Genomic DNA, 23021 nt, shown 5'->3' on the forward strand with positions numbered 1-23021 from the left:
AAAGAGGTTGAAGATTTTATCTTCAACCTCTTTTAGTATGCTATCCTAAAACTAAGCATTTTTCACCAGCTACCCTTACTTTTATTTTCAAAATTTCCGATGGAGTTTGCTATAATATGGATATGAAAACTTTTAAAATTAATGATGCAGCAACTACTCAAGCGTTAGGTCAACGCCTTGGCCAAATTGTTAGTGCTGGGGATGTCATCTTATTAGATGGTGACCTAGGCGCTGGTAAAACAACCTTTACTAAGGGGCTTGCTCTTGGTTTAGGGATTGAACGTAATATCAAAAGCCCCACTTTCACCATTATTCGTGAATATAAAACCGGGCGCTTGCCACTTTACCATATGGATGTTTACCGCCTTGAAGATGGCGGTGGGGATGAACTTGGCCTCGATGAATACTTTAATGGCAACGGTGTCTGTGTGGTTGAATGGTCGCAATTTGTGGCCAGTGAATTACCAACAGAATACTTAAAAATTGCCTTTAAACGCGATGATCGTGACCTTGATTCAACCAATCGAACCCTCACCATTACCGCACATGGCACCCATTATACCGAAATATTGGAGCAACTATGACTACTGAACAACATGAAGTAAGCATCCGCCCCGCCGAACCAAATGATGCGGCGGCTTTATTAGCCTTACTCAAACAATTACAAACTGAAAGTACCACCTTTGAAATTGCCAATAATTTAAACGAGTTAACGGTTGCAGAAGAAACGCACCAAATTGAACTGATTCAAGCAACCACGACTAATATTATTTTGGTAGCCGCGATTGGCGATGAACTGATTGGCCTTGCAACCGCCATCGAACGTGATGATCATTCTAATACTAGTGAACTCGGGGTTGCCGTTCTCAAAGAAGTTTATCACAACGGCTTAGGTACTGCCTTGGTAGATGAATTAATTTACTGGGCTGAATCATTTAGTACAATTGATGAATTAGTCTTAACGGTTTACAAAGATAATGTTGCTGCCGTTAAAATCTATGAAAAATTAGGTTTTGCCGATTGTGAAACGCAACCAACTGACACCACCTTACGCGCCATGACTTATGATTTAGCACCTTTAATTGGTTAATTTTATAGGAGAAACGCTTAAATGGATTTTATTGCCTTTGATTTTGAAACAGCTAACGCAAGTCGTAATAGTGCTGTTTCGCTAGCCTTAACGGTCGTCCGTAATGATCAGATTGTTGATGAATTTTATAGTTTACTCAATCCGCATACTGATTTTCATTGGCGGAATGTCCAAATTCATGGTATTCGGGCAACTGACGTCATTGATGCGCCAACGTTTTCAGAATTATGGCCAGTCATTGCACCGTTCTTTGCGCCTGATAAATTGGTCATTGCGCATAATGCCCCGTTTGATAATAGTGTTTTAAAAGCTTCGTTAGCGGCTAATGATATTAGCTTACCATCATATCAATCCCTTGATACTGTGCGGGTGGCTAAAAAAGCTTTCCCTAATTTAAGTAATCACAAATTAAATACGGTTGCTGAATATCTCCAAATCCCACTCGATCATCACCACAATGCGCTTGATGATAGTGTGGCGGCCGCCAATATCTTATTACAGATTAATCAACAATTTGGTGCGGCGATGGCCCAACCATTTATCAAATTAGTTTAGCTTCAAAAAAGGCGACTGGAAAAATTTTTCCAGCCGCCTTTTTGATATTATTTAATGCGTTAAAAATTCATTTAACACGGCATTTTCAGCATAATTAATTGCTTGCCGTAAATTCATCGCCGTTTTACTAGTAATTTGTTGCGTTTCTTGCAATAAATTAACCCCTTCACGCTGGGTATTTAGAGCCACCATCGCCAGATCCGAATACTGTTGTTTCGTATCCACAGGATCACTTTGCTTACGTAACTTAATTTTTTCAATCCGATTCCGATATTGAATAATTAAGTTATACACCGCTTGATGTTTATAGTGATGTTCACGACTATGCTGCTCAATATACTCAGACAAACCTTTAATGGCTGCTTTGGCCATCTCATGGCGAGCTAAATCATATTGGGCTTGTAGCTCAGCCGTATGGCCATCGCTAAGCCAAATCCGTACTAAGCGGAAGAAACTGCGAATTGAACGTTCAATCCATTTACTTGAAAATACAAAGTGTTGTTGTAAATAACTTTCTAATTCCCGTTCTTGGCGTTCAATTTGGCGAACTTCCGAGTGATAAACAAGCGGATCAATGCGTTCCTCCGCTAGTAAGCGCATTAAGCATTGCTGTTCAAGGTCAAAGCCGACTTTCCGGACTTCAATTTCTTCTTTAATGACTGGTGCAATTTCTGTATCAGTGTGTGCTTGGAGTTGCAGTTTCCGAATTAAAAATTGATATTTTAAAATGATATCATACACAGTTGTTTGGTTACTTTCGCGCCGTTTACCTTCTAATGTTCGAATCGCCATCTGTAAAGTAAAAATCCGTGCATCATTTTCATTCATTTTAGGAATGACTTCCGTTTCACCATCGTCATCAACACCTTGATCATCGGTATCATCCTCATCAAAGGTAACTTTACCAATTTTATCCGCAACAAATGGTAACGTAATGACGGCAATTATTAAACTAAACAAGATGGCTAGTGCGGCGATCCCAATCATGAGTTCGCGCATTGGAAATGGTTCGCCACCTTCAACGACTACCGGTACGGAAAGAATTCCGGCCATTGTAATCGCCCCACGCACACCAGTTAAACCGGATAAAAGCGCCACTTTAAATGATACTTCAGCGGTTACATCCTTTTTAACGACTTTACGTAACCATTGGCTACCGTAGACCCATAGGACCCGGATGATAAAGATAATCAACCAAACAATAAAGGCATACATGATAATCGTTAATAAATCAAAATCATTTTTGTTCGTATTAATTTGTGTTGCTAATGGTAATTCAATTCCTAAAATTACAAACAGTAATCCATTTAATATGTAAGAAATAATATTCCAAGAATTAATCGTAATTAATGATAATTCTGGTGAATCACCAATTTTTTTACTATCGTGCAAATTTGCTAAAATCCCCGCGGCAACAACCGCAATGACACCGGAAGCATGAAAACCTTCTTCGGCAATAAAGAAAACCACAAACGGTGTAATCAATTGCAAGACGACGTGGAAAATAATATCATCAATCCCCTTCATCAATAAATAATCACGGGCGGCATTAATTATTTGCATGACGACTAATCCAACCACAATCCCTAATGCGGTGGTTGTAAACATTGAGGTAAAAATATTAACAGCCGAACCTAAAGTGAAATGAAATGAAACACTAACAGTGGCGGCAATTGCAAATTTAAACGCCACCAAGCCACTTGCATCATTAATTAAACTTTCCCCGGCCACTAGGTGCATAATATCTTCCGGTAAGTGGACGGATTTTGCAATGGCATGCACCGCCACGGGATCGGTTGGTGATAAAATAGCAGCTAAGGCAATCGCTGCTGTTAAGGGCATCGATGGAATTAATAAACTAATTAAATAACCACCAACCCCGGTCGTAATTAAAACTAAAATAATCGCATTTCCAAAAATTGGTCCCCGTAACTCCCAGAGCTCACGTTTTGGAAAGCGCCAAGCGTCATTAAATAGCAATGGCGCAATAAACAAAAGTAAAAACCAGCTAGTTTCTAGCTTAATTGAAACATTTAAGGTCAAAGCAACAATCACTCCTAAAGCAATTTGAATAATGCTTACAGGAATTTTTGGTAATACTTGCCCAATAACATGTGAACTGATCACAAGTACAATTAGTAACATGACTAATTCTAAAATTGGCATTTAGTTTCCCCCTGTCAATTTATTTATACCCTTTAAGTTTAGCATATTCTTAATGGTTATTTAAAGAATGGCCAAAAAAAAGACTAAAATGATTACATCATTTTAGTCTTTTTACTTAATCGTCCCCTAAAATACGGACTTCAGTTTCTAACTTAACTTGATATTTGCCCCATACCGTTGCTTGAACGTGTTCAATTACCGCTAAGAAATCTTTAGCAGTAGCATTATCAATATTAACCACAAATCCGGCATGCTTCTTTGATACTTCAGCCCCACCAACACGGAACCCTTGTAAATCGGCTTCCATAATTAACTTACCGGCAAAATAACCAACTGGCCGTTTAAAAGTTGAGCCAGCTGAAGGTAACTCAAGTGGTTGCTTTGATGCCCGTCGTTCGTTAAAATCATCCATTTGCGCACGAATTACTGCCTTATCACCTGGTTGTAATGCAAAGTACGCGCGTAACACAACATCGTGATTATGCTGCATAATACTATCCCGATATGCCAATTGGGCTTCGGCTAACGTATAGGTTTTGAATTCACCTGCGCGAGTCAAAACATCAACTTTACTCATGACGTCTTTAGTTTCACCACCATAGGCCCCGGCATTCATAAAGATGGCCCCACCAATTGAACCTGGAATACCGGCAGCCCATTCAAGCCCCGTTAAACCTTCTTGATAAGCAAATTCAGCCGTAGCAATCGTTAATTCACCAGCCATGGCTGCCACTTCATTAGCTTGGCGTTCAATCCCTAATAATTTAGTCATCATTAACACTAAGCCGCGAACACCACCATCTTTGATGATTAAATTAGAAGAATTACCAAGCACCGTTAGTGGTAAATGTTCCGTATGCGCATAATCAACTAATGCTTTAGTTTCAGTAATGGTTGTTGGAAATGCCAACCAATCAGCTGGTCCACCAATTTTAGTATGCGTGTATTTATTTAATGGTTCATTTTTTAAAATTTCAATTGTGGGAAACTTTTGCATCAAATCAGTTGTCATGTCATAACCTTCTTATTTTATAATTCCAAATAATTACTTACCTTGCCATTGTAAGCTCCATGCAAGTTTTAATAATTTTAGCCTAATTGCAAACAAAAAAGCTAGATTCGCATTGCGAATCTAGCTTCACTTGTAAAGCAATTGCTTTTAATTAATGGAAGATACAGGGCTCGAACCTGTGACCCTCTGCTTGTAAGGCAGACGCTCTCCCAACTGAGCTAATCTTCCAAATGACTATGTTATTTATTATAGCACAGCCATATTAATTTACAAGCACTATTTTTAGTTTTTTCCAAATTTAGTTTTTTGCTCTGGGGTCAACAACCATTCAAAATAATGATCAGCTAATTCCAGATTCTTAGTTAAGTTTTCAGCGGTAAATTCTTTACCAACTTGACTGCGAAGTTCAGTTTCTAGCAACCCACTCAATTCTTCCCACAATGGACCGACCCCAAGTAAAATTTTAAGCTCACCTTGTTCATCATGGTGTTTAGTCTTAAAAATGACTTGTACCCGGGCCGCAAAGCGCCGATACGCAATAAAGTCAGCAGTTAAGGCGTCTTCGGTCCATGAAAAAGCCGGAAAGACTACCACTGATGTACCAAACCGATCCTCAATCGCTTCGGTAACTGTTTGTTGAACTTCAACTAAGTATAAATCCCGTAATTCATCATTTTGGCCATTTGGTGCTTCGACTTCTGTCTTTTTCTTATTAAAAATCATTTCTCTTACCTTCCAATAATTCAATCAATTCAATAAATTGCTTGATATATTTTTTCCCGTTGTTCGTAGATATATTGAGCAATATTATACCGCCGTTGGAGCTCATATGCATCATTTAAAAATTCACCATCTGGTAAAAAGTACTGAAATTCCCGATTTTCCTCAAGGGCTTCCTGTAAAACGCTGAGTACTTGTGCTATTTCAGTTGGACTTAGGACAACCTGCCGCTTTTGGCGAACCTCACGAACTAAGGTTTCATATAATAACCCCACCCGCACAACCGCTTCACTAGACCGATTGACAATTTCGACATTTTCATTGGGAATTACAAAGACCGGTGTTGCTAATAATTTAACTGGATCAAGTTTTTGCAAGGTCTTAGCATCAAATAAGACCCCTTCGACCGCAGCGATATGTAAATCATTTTGATTAGTCACATTTTCTTGGGCGGCCCCAATCCGATTCCACTGACCATCTTTACTAATCGTCAGCCGTTGTTCTTGATTTTTATTTGCTCCATAATTTTTAACTTCAAGAACATGGATGCCAAACATTGAAATAACAATAAAGTCAATTTCCGTTGCTCCCACTACATTACCATTGACGTCAAATTCGGGCAAGGTTGGATTTTTAATATATTGCAAGTGGTGTTGCTCAAGTTTAGCTTGCACAATTTGTTCACCACGGACACCGTAATACCGACCGCGTTGCTCATAATTCATTTTCCGAATCATCACTTGTAAGTTTTGTAATTCTTCCAACTGCTTCGGTTTTGGTAAAATATTACGTTTGACCAAAATGCTTTGGAGTGTCGGTTCGTCATCAAATTTATTACTCAATTCAACCGTTTCAGAAATCCATTCATTAATCGTCGACAACATTGATGCTGGTTGAACATCATTATCAAGTCCAAATTGCGTTTGCATTGCGTTTAAAGTCTCATAAGCAGCCGCCATATTGGTATTCATAGCAGTCACACCTGGTACTGGTAATTTTTTACGTGAAGTTTTATAGCCCTTTTGATCCAGTACATGTTTAACTTGCTTGATTAGGCGGCCCTCATCACGGCCGACTGGATTAGCATGAATCCGTTGATTTTCATCGTATTCCGTTTCAAATTCAACCAAATCACCAACTTGAACGGGTTGATAATTCGCCCATGCTAGTAAGAAAAAAATTGATTGATTATCATCGCGATTAATAAAGCCGTACCCACCCGTATGTCGGCGATGGTCATATGGGACAATTTCGCGTACTTTTCCATGAAATTCCATTTTTAGTCCTCTTAATCCAAATGAAAACGACTACCTTCACAATTGAATTTAGTCGTCTCCTCACTCTATGGTATTAATTTTTTGTAGTTAACCTAGTTGTTCTTCAATCTTAGCTTGAATTCCTGGTTCAACTTGCTCTAAGGCAGCACCTAAAACATCCCGGGCTTGGCCAAAGTCATAATGATTTTGGTAAGCCAATAAAGCTTCATTATAGGCGGCGGCAATCGCTTGATTCTTCATCCGGTAGCGATTGGCTGATTGAAATAATTGTTCAGCAAATTTAGCATCATGATATAGCCGATCAGTTGAATGCGTTAACGTCACAATATCAGCTTGAATCGTGTCCAATTGGGTCTTAATCTCGTGCATATTAATGTGTGAATTTTGCATCGTCCGGTCTAAGCGGTCAATTTGATTAATAATGCGTTCATATAGCTGACGATAGTCCATTGGTAACCCTGGCAAGTTCCAGTGTTCAACTTCTCGTTTAATATCACGAACTGAAAAGGCTGCTGTTTCAAATTGTTTCTCAGCATCTTTTTCAAGATCTTTAAGCCCTTGTAAACCTTCCCAAATAGCTTGTTGTTTCGTCTCAACTGCCGTTAAATCATCTTCAAATTTTTCAAACTGTTGACTAATTTGACTATAAATTGCTTTTCCAAATTGAATATCGAGCACGGTTTGACGGTAGTCAGTTTCGATTTGCTTAATTTGTTGGGCAAATTCTTGCGTCTTGGCCTCTTCACGATCAGTTAAAATATACCGTTGCCCAATTCGATCGAGTTCAATCATTAATAAATGATTTTGATGCCGGGCATGATTAATAAATGTTTCAACCTCTTTTTTAATTTGGCTAACATCTTTTTTAGCGTCCATTTCGACTTGAAATTGAGCATATAAACTGTCAATTTGCTTAGAAATAACTTCAGTATTCGCGCTGGCATCATCAATTGCTAAATCCCGTAACATATTATTGGTAATAACCCGACTCGTTTCAATACCGGCAATTTCAGCTTGTAAACGTTTGTTAGGAAATAAATAACCATCGGTCGTTAATTGTTGATACGCAGCTTCAAGTTCTTTAATTTGTGCGGGGAAATCCGTTTGCAGTTGTTTTTCAATGGCTGGAATTTGGTCAATGATTCGTTCTAAGCGTTCCGTTTCCGTATGCAACTGCGTGTAAATATCAGATGCCGCCGTATGATCACCTTGTTCAGTTAAGCGCGTAAATTCATCAAAATCATCTTCAAGGTTAGCTAACATCTCTTCTAATTTATCAATTGATTCCCCAAATTCAAAATTACGAGTTAACAACGTTTTTCGTAGGGCTTGATATTCTACTTCTAACTTTTTAACGGCTTCGCGATGTTCGGCATCCATGCGTTGGAGTGCTTCAATGCCTTGGCGGACTTCAACAATATGGGCTGCTATTTGATCAAGTAAGGTATTTAAGTTTTTTAAACTTTGCTTGGCCTTAACAACATTCCAACCTTTACTTTCAAATAAGACGTCTTCGGCATTTTGATCAAAGGTTTTAAAATCAACATTTTCAATTTCATTATATTCAGTTTGTAAATCATCAAACCGCTTTAAAGATTGGCCCGTTAAACTAAGTTTTTTACCTTCAACCAAACTAAGTTTCGTATCTAATTCAGTTAATTTTTGTTTTTTATCCTGTAATTCTCTTACGCGCTTCGTTGTGGTGCGCTGCATCACAAAAATCACGACGTATACAACGATTGCAACAATTACAATCCCTATAATTACACGTAAAGGTCCACTATTCATAAATAATCCCTTCGTAATCCGATTTTATTAACTTGTTTTAGCAAGTTACCTTTTGAATAAGTATAGCACATCAAGAGTTCTATACTAAAAATTCATTCAACAAATTTGCATAAAAAATAGCGCATTATCAACTATTGTACTTTGGTTTTTTACACAAAAAAGACCTAGCCAAAACCAACAGTTTTGCCCAGATCTTCAAATTTAACAGCTTTAATTATTTTAATACCAACCGGTCCGTAAAACGTGCATCCAGGCCCAGTATGGTGTGCCATAACGAGCGCGAATGTAGTTCATACCTTGCCAGCCTTGTTCAAGTGCGGTACGACCCCAAACGTTAGTCGTTTGGAACAAGCCGTAGTAGCGCCCGTTACGGGCATGAATGTTCCAACCTGATTCACGTGTAATAATCCGATCAAGGTAGTATTGTTGTGGACCATTCCAGTGGTAGTAACGTTGTGCGGCCCAAAAAATAGTTCCTTTATCAGATGCAACAGACGCTTCAGCATGAGTATTATTAGTAGCAACGACTGCCATCATTAAGGCAAAAGTTACTGTCAAAATTTTAATTAATTTTATGAGGTTGTTCTTATTATTTTCTTTCATGAAGGTAATAATACGCTAACCTCGTTGCATAATTGTTATCACAATGTGCCAATTTAACAACGGATATTTCATTTGTGTAACATAAAAGGCTAATATTACAATCTTACTGCACTTTAGTCTTAACCAAAGCCCTTTAACTTTGCGTAAAAAAATACCTGGTAATTAACTAAAGTTAACTACCAGGTATTAATTAGTGCGTCCGGAGGGAGTCGAACCCCCATTGCTAGAACCGGAATCTAGAGTGATATCCATTACACTACGGACGCATATTTAAACAACATAGTATATTATACATGGCTTTAGTCGAAAAGTACAATGTTTTTTTATTTTTCAACTTACCATTACACTTTTACGAATAATAGTATATAATATTAACAATTTATTTAAGAAGGAGTTTTACATGAGTACACCAATTGAAACAATTCCCTTCTGGGATTACACTGCAACAACCGGTCCGGAACACTGGGCATCAATTTGTCCTGAATTTGCGACGGCCGCAGCGTACCAATACCAATCACCAATTGCTGTTGATACTGCGACTTGCTTAGCTAGTGAAGCACCATCTTCATTACTACTCGATTATCAAACACAAACTTTCATGGTTGATACTTTTACCCAGAGCATTCACTTGGTACCAACTGAATTTAGTAATACCCTCACTTTTCAAAATAAAATTTATTCACTCCAAGATATTCACGTTCACATGCCAAATGAACATGTCATTGATGGCATTATGCAGCCCCTTGAAATTCATTTTGTGCACCGTACTAGTGACCAAGAAGTATTAGTTTTAGGATTATTTGTTAAGGTCGGTGAAAATGGCCCTGCGCTACCAACTTTAAATTGGACTCAAGGTGCCACAGTGGTCTTTAATCCAGCTGACCTTTTAGGTGCGACAAATCATTACTTTAACTATTCTGGTTCGCTTACGACACCACCAACTGTTGGCCCAGTTAATTGGGTGTTATTAAAAGATATCCAAATCGCTCCTGCAGCTTGGCTAGACGCAATTCGAGAATCATTACCATGTGGTGCTAACAATCGCCCAACCCAACCCCTCAACGGTCGGCATGTTCATGTCTATTAGTTCAAAAGGGAAAACGTTTAATCTCAGCCTTAACCAAGTTTGATTTCGTTTGGGTAAACGTTTGACAAAATTACCACCCAATTATTTGTTAAATAATTTACTACCAAGCGGTATCGCTAACGGTTAACTATAAATAGCTACATACAAAAATAGCCGTCTTGAAGACCTTTACTTCAAGACGGCTATTTAGGTTAATTCTGATTATCACCCGACTATGGTCAGCCGGATATTTTAATCTTCGTACTCAAATTCAAGTGATGGATCAGCGTTTAAACTCCAATCCCCTCGGCGACCTTGCCGGAAAAAGATTTCACCAGCGGCCCCAATCATCGCGGCATTATCACCCGCTAATTTTAATGGTACTGGTACAAATTCAGTCGTTGGAAATTCAGCTAACATCGCGGTTAAAGCAGCCCGCAAGCCTTGATTGGCTGCGACCCCACCACCTAGTAATAGTTGTTGCACTGGATATTGCGTTAACGCGGTTTTAGTTTTATCGACTAAAACATCCACGACCGCCGCTTGAAAACTAGTTGCTAAATCATTTTTATCAAGGACTTCCTCGCGTTGCTCAGCATTATGATAGGTGTTAATAAAAGCTGATTTTAAGCCAGAAAAACTAAAATCATACGTGCCATCATTTTCCATCGCCCGTGGAAAATGGAAAGTATCAGTTCCTTGGTGCGCCATTTCATCAATTGTTTTACCAGCTGGATAGGCAATTCCCATCACCCGCCCAACTTTATCATATGATTCACCAGCGGCATCGTCGCGAGTTTCCCCGATAACTTTAAATTCGCCTTCAGCAGGTAAATAGACCAATTCTGTATGACCACCACTCACGAGTAAAGCTAACGCCGGATAGACGATTGGCTTGACGAATCGGGCCGCCATAATATGACCAGCTAAATGACTTGTTGGTACTAATGGTAAATTATGCGCCCAGGCAATCGTTTTAGCCGCTGTTAAGCCGATTAAGAGGGAACCCACTAAACCAGGCCCATACGTCACGGCAACGGCGTCTAAATCCGCGTAAGTTACCCCAGCATCAGCGAGGGCTTTTTTCACTAAAATTGTGACCTGTTCAATATGATGGCGACTGGCAACTTCAGGAACAATCCCCCCAAAGCGTTGGTGCGATTTAATCTGCGTGGCAATCTCATTACTTAAAATTTGATTACCATCTTTAACAACCGCCACACTCGTTTCGTCAGCGCTTGATTCAAATGCTAATATAATACTCACAATATTTTCTCCATAATTAAAGCATCATCAACAGGGTGTTGATAATAGGCTTGGCGTGTCGCAATTACTTGAAAGCCAAGCTTAGTGTACAAATGTTGGGCGGCAATATTTTGTGACCGAACTTCTAGTAAAACCCGAGTTTCCTGTTCAAATAACTTAAACCACGTTTGAAGCATATTCGCTCCTAAGTTTTGACGTTGATAGTCCGGTATAACGGCGACATTGGAAATTGATAATTCATCAATAATTAACGTCCCGGCCACAAACCCAACTGGTTGATCATCAATTGTTAAAACTAAATAACTGGCATGCTCATTCGCCAAATCATGCTTGAAAACATCAATGCTCCATGGTGAACCATGATAAGCAGCATCAGCGAGCATATAAAGCTCTGTTGCGCTTTTTGGTTGGCGATATTCACCCTTCATCTATTTTTTGTCCTCACTTAATTTTAGGGCCATTTTTAAGGCATCCTCATGATCACCAAAGTAATAGCCTGCCGAAACACCCAGTGATTCAAAACCTAAATCACTATATACGCGTTGAGCTTTTGTATTTGAAACACGCACCTCTAATGAGACTTGCGTAGCATGAATTTGTCGGGCTTTATCAATGATCACATTTAATAAAAAGCTCCCAATTCCACGCCGTTGCCAAACTGGTAAGACCGCCACATTAGTGATGTGCATATCTTGGGTTCCACGAGAATAACTTGAGCCAATAAACGCAATTAACTGATCATCTTTACGAATAACTAGATATAGCCGATCGTGCTTCCGGTGTAATTCACTAGTGAAGGCTTGTTTATTCCAAGGTGTGGCACCATCATAAACGGCACGTTCAATGTCCAATATTTCATCAATATCTGAAACTTGGGCCCGCCCAACATAATACATCTCATCATTAATTTTAACTTGGTAGGCTTTCATTGCCATTGCGGCTTGTTGTTGTTCATTAACGCCAATAATATTATTAAATAATTGTTTGAATTTTTTATGTAATTGCTCTTTAGTTAACTTCTTCAACATAGTTCTGTCCTACTTCATCAGGATGTGCTGCTTGCCAGTCGGCTTCGGCTTGTGATACACGTAAGTAATTTGGTACAAATAAATCTGGTGCCGTTGCCGGTGCCAAATTAGCTCCTAATCGAGCTAGTTGGGCCCCATGAGGTTGATTTTCATCACCTTGACCAAATGTAATCCGCGTGCCAAACGTAGTGGTTAAACGTTCAACAAAGTTAGTGTACTCACCAATCACATGAATGGGGGCGGTGGTCGTTGTTAAAAATTCAACTAACTTACTAATGTTGGTGTGTTGATCAGGCCAAACTGCTTGGTTAGCTTGATAAACGGCCCCATATAGATTATCATTCCGGGCATCAAAAATTGGGACGACTAAGCTAGCTGGAATATCAACATTGGCAGCTAAAGTCTGAAGGCTTGAAACCCCGACTAATTCAATATTTAAAGTTGTTGCCAATGTCTTAGCAGTTGTTACACCAATCCGGACCCCGGTATAAGAACCTGGCCCTTGGGCTACAACAACCCGGTCTAAATCACGTGGTTGCCATTGCACTTCGGTCATCATATCTGCAATAAATGGTAGTAATTGTAAACTATGATTACGACTTTGATTTGTTTCACGATAAGCTGCTACTTGGCCGTCAGCATATAATGCTACGGCCAGTGGCTGATTGGATGTATCAATTGCCAATATCTTCACTTCTTTTTCTCCTATAAAACCGTTCTATTTATCGTTTCAGTGTCTATAATAGCACGATAACAGATGACTTTAAATTGCTTTTAAACTAAAACCAAAAATATTCCCATCCACGTACTAAATCATTGATTACCTGAATTTTTTCTAACAAAAAAGGCCTCCACTTAGGAATTTCTCCAACCGTAGATACCTTTTATTTTTATTATTTAACGAGCTAGATTGAGCGCCATGTAAGTTCAGCTTCCGTATTTAAAGTATCACCAGCTTTAATCTGATGTAATGTTACTAACGGAGCTGTTCCCATTTGGAAATGACTCTCAATTGTTTGACCATACCGAACTTCATTAGCATATTTAATCTTTAAATTAACTAACTCATGACCTTGCAAGAATTCTGCTCCCAACGGATCTAATAGCCAATCAAAATATTGGGCATTGTTGACATGCTTATTTGAATCAATGTCTAAGTAGCGAACTTGATAGGCTTGATTTTGCGTTGGTTGGCTATTATCAATTGCTTGTGGCGTAGGAATTTTTTCAATGTGCTTCACTTTAGTTGCTTGGTAAGCATCCATCAATGTTTGCGGAATCCGAACCATTTTTCGCTGTTCCATATCAATCATTGCAAAGACTGATTTAATCTTGACCAATTCATCTCCGGCCGGCGTTGTTAACCAAAAATTACGCACTGCAAAATATGGATTATATTCTTGCGCTTGCGTCTTAATAATCACAACATCCCCTTCTTGAGGACGTTTGGTAATCGTTAAATCATATTGTAATACCACCCAACCAGTATTGTTGGCATGAATTTCTTCTTCACCTTGGCCTAATAAAGCACCATGATTGGCTGAAGCTAAAATTGCTAAATTAAAAATCATTGGTACGGATAACTTACCTGTTTGATCAGTTTCATAATAAACAATTTTATGTTCTTGCGTAAAAATCTCAGCACTCATTACTCTTCTCCATCATCTTCAAGTTCATGATAAATATTATAAACTTGCTGTTTCTTTAAGCCCCGATCTTTAGCTACTGCTTTAATCGCATCATTAGGTTTATTACCCTTTTGAATTAAGTCATCGACATAATCCTTAATTGATAAACCATCCGTTGCTTTAACATCCGTAATCGTTTCAGGATGTTCGTTCCCGGCTAAAATCATCACAAATTCGCCACGAATTTCGTTGGTTTGCGCCCATTCACTGACTTCAGCTAATGAGCCGCGAATAAATTCTTCATAGCGCTTGGTTAACTCGCGAGCTAACACAACTTGGCGTTCGGGACCAATAACGGTCACCATCGTACTTAACGTCTTTTTTAACCGATATGGTGATTCATAAAAAATCATCGTTTCTTCCCGATTAGCTAAACTAGCCAACGTCACTTTTTGTTCGGTTGCCTTACGCCCTAAAAAGCCATAAAAATAAAACGGTTGCGGAACTAATCCAGAAGCAATCAATGCCGTTAACCCAGCATTAGCACCTGGCAAAGGAATGACCGCAATACCGGCTTTAATCGCAGCTTCCACTAATTCTGCTCCAGGATCAGAGATTGATGGCATCCCCGCATCACTGACTTGGGCAATTTTTACCCCAGCTAGCATTTTATCCACTAATTCAGGAATCCGCATTTGCGTATTATGTTCATGAAATGAAATTTGCTTAGTTTGAATTTCAAAGTGATTTAGTAATTGTTGGGTGTGGCGCGTATCTTCAGCGGCAATTAAATCGACCTCTTTTAAGATATTAATCGCGCGGAAGGTCATATCTTCCAAATTACCAATCGGGGTTGGCACTAAGTACAAGGCCCCCACCGTTTGATTAGCAAAACTTGCTTGCGTTTGCATAGTGTCTCCTTATGAATTGCTACCGTAGATAATATCTAAACATTCCAAACACGATTCGCCATCTTCAAGCCGGCGGCCATATGATGGATTGCAAATATGAAATCCTGATTCATATAACTTCCGCAAATTTTCACGGGAACGTGATAACCGTGGTTGCTTCTTCGCATTTTGTTTAGTCATTAATTGGTTCCGTAAATGTTCATTTTCAATTGTTAGTTCCGCATTTTCTTCAATCAGCGTACTAATCAGTTGTTTCATTTCTGTAGTTTCTGTAATTAAGGTTTGTAACTCCGTAATCACATCCGAGAATTTATCATAAATTTGGTTTTTTTCCATTGTTTGAATTCTCCATTATTTAACTAGTTTACGCTTGTAAACTAGCTAAAATTTTTAAAGTAACGGCCTCTAAGGTCGTCTGAATATTAATATTCATTTGTTGCTCTTGGCGGGCTTGCAGCACAATATCCACAAATGCCAATCGGTTAGTCAAACTAATCTTGGCGCCCAATTCGCTCAATATTTGGCGATTATCTTCAAAGACCAATGGCCGCTCATCTGTAATTAGTAATAAATCCCGCAAAATAAATGTCATACTATCCAACAGCTGACTAGCGGTAAATGGTAATTCATTATCTTGCAACATTGGGATAAACCCTGTTTGAATCATGGCAAATGCCGCCCCATCCCCTTGCATTAAGACATTAAACCACCGCCAGACTAAATTATTAAGTTTAGTAATGGCCCCATCTGCTAACCATGTCTGGGCCAGTTCAACATTACCACTTAATCGTAAGGCTAGACGAATTTCCGTTAATGGATAGTGGGCCTGTAATTGCTCTTCAACGGCTGCAAAACCAGGTAATTCAAATTCAACCACCTGAGTCCGTGAAATAATCGTTGGCAGTAGTAAACTACGATTTTCGGTCAGTAAAATAATGACTGTATCTCCCAGGGGTTCTTCAATAAACTTAAGGAGACTATTTTGTGCACTGACGGTCATCGTATCGGCATGCTCAATAATTAATATTTTATGATTACCTTCCACGGCACTTTTAGTGAATTCTTGTTTTAGCACCCGAATCTCATCAACCTTAATCGTTGCTTTTTCTGATTTGACATTAATTACATCGGGATGTTCGCCTGCCATAATTCGTTGACAATTGCGACACACTCCACACGGTTGACCATCGTTTAATTCCTGACAAAAAAGGCGCATAGCAAGCCATTGTGCCATGACTGCTTGACCTGCACCTTTAGGACCATTAAACAGATACGCATGTGCTAGTTGCTGTTTAACAATTGTTTTATTAAAATGCGCCATCATCGCTTGATGACTGGCCATTGGTGTTTGTTTATCTATACTTTGGACCACAAGCTACTCCAATAACTTAAAAGTGATAGAAGCCTTCAATTGGTAACACAAATACTGTTGCGCCCCCAACTTCAACTTCAATTGGAAATGATGAACCAGAATCAATAATTGAATCCATACTCAATGGTGGCGTCATAAATTGCTTACGGGCCCGTGAATAAGTTTTAACAATTTCAATTACTTCTTCAACCCGATCATCTTCAACCCCAATCATAAAGGTTGTATTACCTGACCGTAAAAAACTCCCGGCTGAATTAAGGCGCGTTGCTTGAACACGGGCCTTTGCTAATTCACTACTAACTTTGTTACTATCCTTATCTTGGACAATTGCCATAACCATTTTCATCATACTAGCCCTACTTTCTACAATGTAAGTTAATTATTTGATTTTATATATTTAGTTCCGGATACTGGTGTGTTATTGCTTGCATCGCATCCGCGACAACCGCTTCAAATGGTTGCGTTGCATCGATTAAAACAATTCGCTCAGGATACTTATTTTGTAACGTTAAGTATGCTTCCCGAACCCGGCGATGAAAACTGAGTGAAGCTTGATCAAGCCGATTAATTTCATCAGCTCGAAAATTTTGAATCCGAGTTAATCCCACTTCTGATGGAACATCAAAATACAACGTTAAATTAGGCATTAACCCTTCCGTGGCAAACTTATTCATTTGCCAAACTTCATCAGCCCCAATTTTACGCCCAGCGCCTTGATAGGCAACCGAACTGTCAACAAATCGATCACAAAAAACAAATTTATCAGTGTCTAAAGCTGGTTGAATAATTTGTGTAATATGTTGCCGACGAGCAGCTGCAAATAATAGTGCTTCAGTCCGTGGATCCATGTCGGTATTTTCGGTATCTAAAATTACATTACGAATTGCTTCAGCAATGTGAGTCCCCCCCGGTTCCCGAGTAACAACTAGCTGTGCTCCTAATTTAGGAGCGATTTTAGCTATGATTTCGTTTAATACGCTTGTTTTCCCGGCACCATCTGGACCTTCGAATGTTATAAATTTACCCGCCAATGATTTCACTTCCTGTTCAACTATTAATAGATTAATTTTACTTGAAATTAGTTAGCTTGTCTATGCAATGCATTTTACAATTACATGCACCCTGTCACCAACTCGAAATAAAACGCCGTTCGAAAAATTTTCGAACGACGTTTTTAATAATTTAATTACTAACTTTAATTACATCATGCCGCCCATGGCTGCAGCTTGAGCCGCTGCGTCCATGCCAGCTGGTTTAGGTTGTTCAGCAACCACCGCTTCAGTCGTAAGCAAGAGTGCTGATACTGAGGCGGCATTTTGTAATGCTGAGCGTGTTACCTTAGTTGGATCAACAATTCCGGCTTTAACCATGTCAACCCATGTATCGTCAGCGGCATTGTAACCAATTCCAATTTCTTGTTCTTTCAACTTGTTAACAATGACTGAACCTTCAAGCCCAGCATTGATTGCAATTTGACGGACAGGTGCTTCAAGTGCACGTTTAACAATGTTAATTCCAGTTTGAACATCCCCAGTTTCTTCAAGGGCGGCCACCGCTGGAATAGCATTAACAAGCGCTGTTCCACCACCAGAAACAAACCCTTCTTCAACCGCTGCACGAGTAGCGTTTAAGGCATCTTCAATTCGGTATTTGCGTTCTTTTAATTCTGTTTCCGTCGCTGCCCCAACGTTAATCACAGCCACACCACCACTTAACTTAGCAAGACGTTCTTGTAACTTGTCACGATCAAATTCAGAAGTTGTTTCGGTAATTTGACGCTTGATGTTTTCAACGCGTTCAGCAATCGCAGTTTTATCACCGTGACCTTCAACAACCGTCGTGTTATCTTTGGTTACCGTAATTTTAGCAGCTTGACCTAATTGGGCCAATGTCGTGTCTTTAAGGTTTAAACCTAAATCTTCAGCAATTACTTGACCACCAGTTAGGGTTGCGATATCTTCAAGCATCGCTTTACGACGATCACCAAAGCCAGGGGCCTTAACCGCAACCACGTTAAAGGTTCCCCGCATCTTGTTTAAAACAAGCGTTGGAAATGCTTCACCAGTAATGTCATCAGCAATAATTAATAATGAACGCCCTTGTTCAACGATGGCTTGAAGCAATGGCAAAATATCTTGAATGTTACCGATTTTTTTATCCGTAATCAAAATAAATGGATTGTCTAACGCTGCTTCCATTTTATCGTTATCAGTTACCATGTATTGAGACATGTAACCACGGTCAAATTGCATTCCTTCCACAACATCAAGGGAAGTATCAATTCCTTTTGATTCTTCAATCGTAATAACACCATCATTACCGACTTTTTCCATCGCATCGGCAATTAATTCACCAATTTCAGGATTAGCAGCTGAAATTGAAGCGACTTGTGCGATATCTTCTTTAGTAGTTACTTCATGTGACATCTTGTGAAGTTCAGCCACAGCGGCTTTAGTTGCTAATTCAATCCCGCGGCGAATACCAACTGGGTTGGCTCCAGCCGTTACGTTTTTAAGCCCCTCATTAACAATTGCTTGAGTAAGCACTGTTGCAGTTGTTGTTCCGTCACCGGCAATATCATTTGTTTTAGAAGCTACTTCGGCAACTAATTTGGCACCCATGTTTTCAAAGTGATCTTCAAGTTCAATTGCCTTGGCAATGGTTACCCCATCATTAGTAATCGTTGGCGCACCATATGACTCTTCTAAGACCACATTACGACCTTTTGGTCCAATTGTCGTCTTAACGGTATTTGCTAATTTATCAACTCCACGGAGCATTGCGCTACGAGCGTCTTCAGAAAATTTTAAATCTTTGGCCATTATTATTTACCTCGTCTACTTTGGTTAATTAATCAACAATTGCGATAATATCTTTTTCGTGAACAACTAAATATTCATTGCCTGCATATTTAACTTCGCTACCGGCAAATTTATCAAAGATAACGGTATCACCTTCGTTAACTGATAGATGAGTAATCGTTCCGTCTTGTAACAAGTAACCAGTCCCAACTGCGATAACTTTGGCAGTCATTGGCTTTTCTTCAGTTGCACCAGCAATTACAATCCCACCAATGCTTTTTTCTTGTTCTTTTTCAACTTGTAAAATAACGCGATCTCCAAGTGGTTTTAACACGTTACACACCTCCAAAATGACTTTAATTTTTTATTTAGCACTCTTATTATCAAAGTGCTAATTACAATATCTATACTATCACGATGCCTAAAGATTGCAACACTTAAAGGTCAAATATAGTCAAAATAATTATTCCTCAATAATCAAAAAAGTGGAAGGCAAAATTTGCCTTCCACTTTTTAATAATATCTAAACTAACAATTGTATGTATCGGTTGAAACTGTATCATTCAGAATTACTTAATTTCGTTATCAGCGTAATTTTCAATAAAGTAAATTAACGTTTGCAATTCATTGGTTAAGTCAACATTTTGCACACGGACATTACTTGGAACCGTAACACGTAATGGCGTGAAATTCAAAATACCTTTAATACCAGCTTGCACAAGTTTATCAGTAATTTCTTGAGCATTTGCTTGTGGAACTGTTAAAATTGCAATTTCAATGCGTTGATCGTGAATTTGATTAACTAAATCGGCGATATCATAAACTGGCACCCCAGCTTGAATCGTATTAATTAATTCACTATCAATATCAAAGACCGCTGAAACACGCATATTTGAATTTTTGTGAAAATTAAAATTCAAAAGTGCTTGACCAAGATTACCTAAACCCACTAATGCGACATTAGTAAGGGTATCTTGATTCAAAATTTTAGAAAAGAAATCTAGTAAACTGGCAACATCATATCCATATCCACGCTTACCTAAGGCTCCAAAATAAGAAAAGTCTCGGCGAATTGTTGCAGCATCAAACTTAACAGCGTCAGATAATTCAGTTGATGAAACCCGGGTTTTACCAGCATCAAGCAAAAATTTTAGGTAACGGTAATAAATTGGTAAACGTTTTGCCGTTGCTTTAGGGATTATTGGGTCATTCATCATACATTCCTCCACAGCACAAATTTTTTAATACATTGTGAATTTAAACTCATATTAGATGATAGCACAAATATCCAATTTGTGAAACAAAAAGCAAATTGGATTTCACAAACTTTTATTTAAACGTATGGTAAAATTTAACTATTAGACAAAAATTCGAGGTAAAAAAATGATTTTGTTACAAGCTCAACAGATTGAACGCCGCTTTGGTGCTGATGTTCTGTTTACTAATGTTCAGTTAGAAATCCAAGAACACGCCCGTGTTGCCTTGGTTGGCCGTAATGGAGCCGGTAAATCAACCTTACTCAAAATTTTGGCGAATCTTGAGGCCCCTGATGAAGGTACGGTTACAACAAAAAAAGAATTAACTTTAAGTTATTTAGCTCAAAATTCAGGGCTCAATTCAAATAATACGATTTGGGAAGAAATGCTCGCCGTTTTTGATAATGTCCGTAATCTTGAAAAACAGATGCACACATTGGAAGCCCAAATTGCTGATCCCAGTGCATTTGAACCAACCGAATACGAACAACTCTTAACCCGTTATGATCAGCTTCAACATGATTTTAACATGCTCAATGGTTATGGTTATGAAGCTAGTATTCGCGGAGTCTTACATGGATTTAATTTTGCACCCGAACGCTTTGATAGTCCAATTAGTTCCCTTAGTGGTGGACAACGGACTCGCTTAGCCTTAGCAAAAGCCCTCCTTGAAAAACCTGATCTCTTAATTTTAGATGAACCAACTAACCACTTAGATATGAATACTTTAGCTTGGTTAGAAAGTTATCTCCAAAATTATACTGGTGCATTATTACTCGTTTCCCACGACCGTTATTTCCTTGATCGCGTCGTTACAGAAGTTTACGATATGAATTTTGGCCACCTTGATCACTACCATGGTAATTACTCTAAATTTTTAGAAATTAAAGCTGAGCGATTAAAAATTGAAATGCGAGCCTATACGAAACAACAAAAAGAAATCGAAAAACTTGAAGACTTTGTTAATCGTAATATTGTTCGTGCTTCAACAACTAAACGAGCGCAATCACGCCGTAAACAACTTGAACGGATGGAAAAGATTACTAAGCCCATCAATGATGCTACACGGGCTCAAATGCAGTTTTCAACCGACCTTGAAAGTGGTAATGAAGTCTTGCGTGTCCGTGATGCTAGTATCGGTTACGATGCCGCTAAAGTATTGGCCCACCCAGTTAATTTGGATGTCGACAAAAACCATGCCGTGGCAATTGTTGGGCCCAATGGGGTTGGTAAATCAACCTTACTTAAAAGTATTCTCGATATCATTCCCTTTTTAGCTGGTAATGCCAAAATTGGGGCCAACGTTTCAATTGGTTACTATGACCAAGAACAGCAAACTTTGCATGAAAATAAAACGGTCTTGGCGGAATTATGGGATGAACATCCAACAACGTCAGAAAAAGACATTCGTTCAATGCTCGGGAGCTTTTTATTTAGTGGTAGCGATATTGATAAAAAAATTACGAGCCTTTCTGGTGGTGAACGTGCCCGGGTAATGTTAACTAAATTATCAATGGATCATGATAATTTCTTGATTCTTGATGAACCAACTAACCACTTAGATATCGATTCACGAGAAGTCCTTGAAAGTGCCATCAATGAATTTAATGGTACGGTCTTATTTGTTTCCCATGACCGTTACTTCATCAATCAAGTTGCTACTGAAATCATTGAAATCATGCCTAATGGGTCAACAATGTATATGGGTGACTATGACTACTACATGGAGAAAAAAGCCCAACAAAGTGCATTAGCTACTGCTGAAACGCTAACAGCAGATAATGCCACTGATACCGCTGCTCCTCAACAAAATTATCAACAATCAAAAGAGCAACAACGCGAAATTCGCAAGCTCCAACGCCAAGTTGATGAAGTTGAAACCCAAATGCATGCGCTTGAAGCACGCCAAACTGAAATTGCCAGTTTAATGAACAATCCGGAATACAGCAATGACATTGCCAAATTAACCGATTGGCAAAAAGAACTCGACACAATCAGTTCTGACTTGGATACATTGGTTGAAGATTGGGAAGTTAAAAGCATGGCCTTAGAAGAAGCTAACAGCTAAGCTTAGCCATTGTAAATAGCAAAAATACATTAAATACCCCCCTTGAAGAAAATTCTTCAAGGGGGGTATTTTTGGACTTACCTATATCAGCCTGATGGTCGCTTTCAGGTCCCCATTTAATTTAAGTCTAGATACCATGGTTTCTGCTATCCCACTAGTTAAGGATTCCCCCAACTTTAAACTTTTAAATACGAAAAAGGACTTACATTACTGTAAGTCCTTAAGTACTCCGGCAGGCGGGCTCGAACCGTCGACAACCTGATTAACAGTCAGGTGCTCTACCAACTGAGCTATGCCGGAATAATATAAGCATGGCGACGTCCTATCCTCGCAGGGAGCGATCCCCCAACTACTTTCGGCGCTACAGAGCTTAACTTCTGTGTTCGGCATGGGAACAGGTGTATCATCTGCGCC

Annotated in this window: 24 protein-coding genes, 3 tRNA genes and 1 rRNA gene; 5 read left to right on the forward strand and 23 right to left on the reverse strand. The window is 39.0% G+C overall.

The window, feature by feature from the left end; translation table 11 throughout:
• Window positions 1–122: 122 nt before the first annotated feature.
• The 3 genes from tsaE to LQZ76_RS06090 are packed head-to-tail and all read left to right on the forward strand — an operon-like array spanning window position 123 to window position 1645.
• The gene (gene tsaE / locus LQZ76_RS06080; protein ID WP_230098885.1) at window positions 123–584 is read left to right on the forward strand and encodes a tRNA (adenosine(37)-N6)-threonylcarbamoyltransferase complex ATPase subunit type 1 TsaE; all 462 of its coding nucleotides are present in this window, start codon (window positions 123–125) and stop codon (window positions 582–584) included.
• Window positions 581–1090, forward strand: a complete 510-nt coding sequence (locus LQZ76_RS06085; RefSeq protein WP_230098863.1) for a GNAT family N-acetyltransferase — start codon at window positions 581–583, stop codon at window positions 1088–1090. The genes tsaE and LQZ76_RS06085 overlap by 4 nt, the downstream gene beginning before the upstream one ends.
• A 21-nt stretch (window positions 1091–1111) precedes the next feature.
• The gene (locus LQZ76_RS06090) at window positions 1112–1645 is read left to right on the forward strand and encodes a 3'-5' exonuclease (RefSeq protein WP_230098864.1); all 534 of its coding nucleotides are present in this window, start codon (window positions 1112–1114) and stop codon (window positions 1643–1645) included.
• A 51-nt stretch (window positions 1646–1696) separates the two neighbouring features.
• Here LQZ76_RS06090 and LQZ76_RS06095 read toward each other — a convergent pair whose 3' ends face one another.
• The 8 genes from LQZ76_RS06095 to LQZ76_RS06130 all read right to left on the reverse strand — a co-directional run bounded on the left by LQZ76_RS06095 (window position 1697) and on the right by LQZ76_RS06130 (window position 9477).
• Window positions 1697–3811: a cation:proton antiporter gene (locus LQZ76_RS06095; protein ID WP_230098865.1), complete on the reverse strand. Its 2115-nt coding sequence runs from the start codon at window positions 3809–3811 to the stop codon at window positions 1697–1699.
• Window positions 3812–3926: 115 nt separating this feature from the next.
• A complete protein-coding gene (gene murB, locus LQZ76_RS06100) occupies window positions 3927–4823 on the reverse strand; it encodes a UDP-N-acetylmuramate dehydrogenase (RefSeq protein ID WP_230098866.1) in 897 nt (298 codons plus the stop codon).
• 155 nt (window positions 4824–4978) lie between these two features.
• Window positions 4979–5051: transfer RNA gene (locus LQZ76_RS06105), tRNA-Val, on the reverse strand.
• A gap of 54 nt (window positions 5052–5105) precedes the next feature.
• Window positions 5106–5546, reverse strand: coding sequence for a hypothetical protein (locus LQZ76_RS06110; RefSeq protein ID WP_230098867.1), 441 nt, complete (start codon window positions 5544–5546; stop codon window positions 5106–5108).
• A 29-nt stretch (window positions 5547–5575) separates the two neighbouring features.
• On the reverse strand, window positions 5576–6820 hold the full coding sequence (locus LQZ76_RS06115) for a nuclease-related domain-containing protein (protein WP_230098868.1): 1245 nt from the start codon (window positions 6818–6820) through the stop codon (window positions 5576–5578).
• An 87-nt stretch (window positions 6821–6907) separates the two neighbouring features.
• Window positions 6908–8608: a septation ring formation regulator EzrA gene (gene ezrA, locus LQZ76_RS06120; RefSeq protein ID WP_230098869.1), complete on the reverse strand. Its 1701-nt coding sequence runs from the start codon at window positions 8606–8608 to the stop codon at window positions 6908–6910.
• 219 nt (window positions 8609–8827) lie between these two features.
• Window positions 8828–9211: an aggregation-promoting factor C-terminal-like domain-containing protein gene (locus LQZ76_RS06125; RefSeq protein WP_230098870.1), complete on the reverse strand. Its 384-nt coding sequence runs from the start codon at window positions 9209–9211 to the stop codon at window positions 8828–8830.
• 194 nt (window positions 9212–9405) lie between these two features.
• A tRNA-Arg gene (locus tag LQZ76_RS06130) sits at window positions 9406–9477 on the reverse strand.
• Window positions 9478–9611: 134 nt separating this feature from the next.
• On the opposite strand from LQZ76_RS06130, the gene LQZ76_RS06135 reads away from it, so the two are divergent.
• Window positions 9612–10298 carry a carbonic anhydrase family protein gene (locus LQZ76_RS06135; RefSeq protein ID WP_230098871.1) on the forward strand — a complete coding sequence of 229 codons (687 nt, stop codon included), beginning with the start codon at window positions 9612–9614 and terminating at the stop codon, window positions 10296–10298.
• Window positions 10299–10529: 231 nt separating this feature from the next.
• Here the strand turns inward: LQZ76_RS06135 and tsaD are convergent, their stop codons facing one another.
• The 13 genes from tsaD to LQZ76_RS06200 all read right to left on the reverse strand — a co-directional run bounded on the left by tsaD (window position 10530) and on the right by LQZ76_RS06200 (window position 20497).
• Complete coding sequence (gene tsaD / locus LQZ76_RS06140) at window positions 10530–11543, reverse strand: tRNA (adenosine(37)-N6)-threonylcarbamoyltransferase complex transferase subunit TsaD (protein WP_230098872.1); 1014 nt, start codon at window positions 11541–11543, stop codon at window positions 10530–10532.
• On the reverse strand, window positions 11540–11971 hold the full coding sequence (gene rimI, locus LQZ76_RS06145) for a ribosomal protein S18-alanine N-acetyltransferase (protein WP_230098873.1): 432 nt from the start codon (window positions 11969–11971) through the stop codon (window positions 11540–11542). The genes tsaD and rimI (LQZ76_RS06145) overlap by 4 nt, the downstream gene beginning before the upstream one ends.
• Window positions 11972–12571, reverse strand: a complete 600-nt coding sequence (gene rimI / locus LQZ76_RS06150; RefSeq protein WP_230098874.1) for a ribosomal protein S18-alanine N-acetyltransferase — start codon at window positions 12569–12571, stop codon at window positions 11972–11974.
• A complete protein-coding gene (gene tsaB / locus LQZ76_RS06155; protein ID WP_230098875.1) occupies window positions 12552–13265 on the reverse strand; it encodes a tRNA (adenosine(37)-N6)-threonylcarbamoyltransferase complex dimerization subunit type 1 TsaB in 714 nt (237 codons plus the stop codon). The genes rimI (LQZ76_RS06150) and tsaB overlap by 20 nt, the downstream gene beginning before the upstream one ends.
• 211 nt (window positions 13266–13476) lie before the next feature.
• Complete coding sequence (locus LQZ76_RS06160; RefSeq protein WP_230098876.1) at window positions 13477–14220, reverse strand: acyl-[acyl-carrier-protein] thioesterase; 744 nt, start codon at window positions 14218–14220, stop codon at window positions 13477–13479.
• Window positions 14220–15110 carry a 16S rRNA (cytidine(1402)-2'-O)-methyltransferase gene (gene rsmI, locus LQZ76_RS06165; RefSeq protein ID WP_230098877.1) on the reverse strand — a complete coding sequence of 297 codons (891 nt, stop codon included), beginning with the start codon at window positions 15108–15110 and terminating at the stop codon, window positions 14220–14222. Before rsmI ends, LQZ76_RS06160 begins: the two co-directional genes overlap by 1 nt.
• 9 nt (window positions 15111–15119) lie before the next feature.
• Window positions 15120–15446 carry a DNA replication initiation control protein YabA gene (locus LQZ76_RS06170; RefSeq protein ID WP_230098878.1) on the reverse strand — a complete coding sequence of 109 codons (327 nt, stop codon included), beginning with the start codon at window positions 15444–15446 and terminating at the stop codon, window positions 15120–15122.
• Between the two features lie 28 nt (window positions 15447–15474).
• Window positions 15475–16482, reverse strand: a complete 1008-nt coding sequence (gene holB / locus LQZ76_RS06175; protein WP_230098879.1) for a DNA polymerase III subunit delta' — start codon at window positions 16480–16482, stop codon at window positions 15475–15477.
• Window positions 16483–16498: 16 nt separating this feature from the next.
• On the reverse strand, window positions 16499–16828 hold the full coding sequence (gene darA / locus LQZ76_RS06180) for a cyclic di-AMP receptor DarA (RefSeq protein ID WP_230098886.1): 330 nt from the start codon (window positions 16826–16828) through the stop codon (window positions 16499–16501).
• Between the two features lie 43 nt (window positions 16829–16871).
• Window positions 16872–17513 (reverse strand): dTMP kinase, encoded by a 642-nt coding sequence (gene tmk, locus LQZ76_RS06185; protein ID WP_230098880.1) that lies wholly within the window; start codon window positions 17511–17513, stop codon window positions 16872–16874.
• Window positions 17514–17681: 168 nt separating this feature from the next.
• The gene (groL, locus tag LQZ76_RS06190; protein WP_230098881.1) at window positions 17682–19304 is read right to left on the reverse strand and encodes a chaperonin GroEL; all 1623 of its coding nucleotides are present in this window, start codon (window positions 19302–19304) and stop codon (window positions 17682–17684) included.
• A 28-nt stretch (window positions 19305–19332) separates the two neighbouring features.
• Window positions 19333–19617, reverse strand: a complete 285-nt coding sequence (gene groES, locus LQZ76_RS06195) for a co-chaperone GroES (protein WP_230098882.1) — start codon at window positions 19615–19617, stop codon at window positions 19333–19335.
• Between the two features lie 235 nt (window positions 19618–19852).
• Window positions 19853–20497 carry a redox-sensing transcriptional repressor Rex gene (locus LQZ76_RS06200; protein ID WP_230098887.1) on the reverse strand — a complete coding sequence of 215 codons (645 nt, stop codon included), beginning with the start codon at window positions 20495–20497 and terminating at the stop codon, window positions 19853–19855.
• 169 nt (window positions 20498–20666) lie between these two features.
• On the opposite strand from LQZ76_RS06200, the gene LQZ76_RS06205 reads away from it, so the two are divergent.
• Window positions 20667–22607, forward strand: a complete 1941-nt coding sequence (locus LQZ76_RS06205; RefSeq protein WP_230098883.1) for an ABC-F family ATP-binding cassette domain-containing protein — start codon at window positions 20667–20669, stop codon at window positions 22605–22607.
• A gap of 227 nt (window positions 22608–22834) precedes the next feature.
• Here the strand turns inward: LQZ76_RS06205 and LQZ76_RS06210 are convergent.
• Window positions 22835–22907, reverse strand: a tRNA-Asn gene (locus LQZ76_RS06210).
• Between the two features lie 9 nt (window positions 22908–22916).
• Window positions 22917–23021: ribosomal RNA gene (gene rrf, locus LQZ76_RS06215) — 5S ribosomal RNA — on the reverse strand; the annotation flags it as partial.

The organism is Periweissella ghanensis, assembly GCF_918814755.1.
In the GTDB taxonomy this organism is placed as follows: Bacteria; Bacillota; Bacilli; order Lactobacillales; family Lactobacillaceae; genus Periweissella; species Periweissella ghanensis.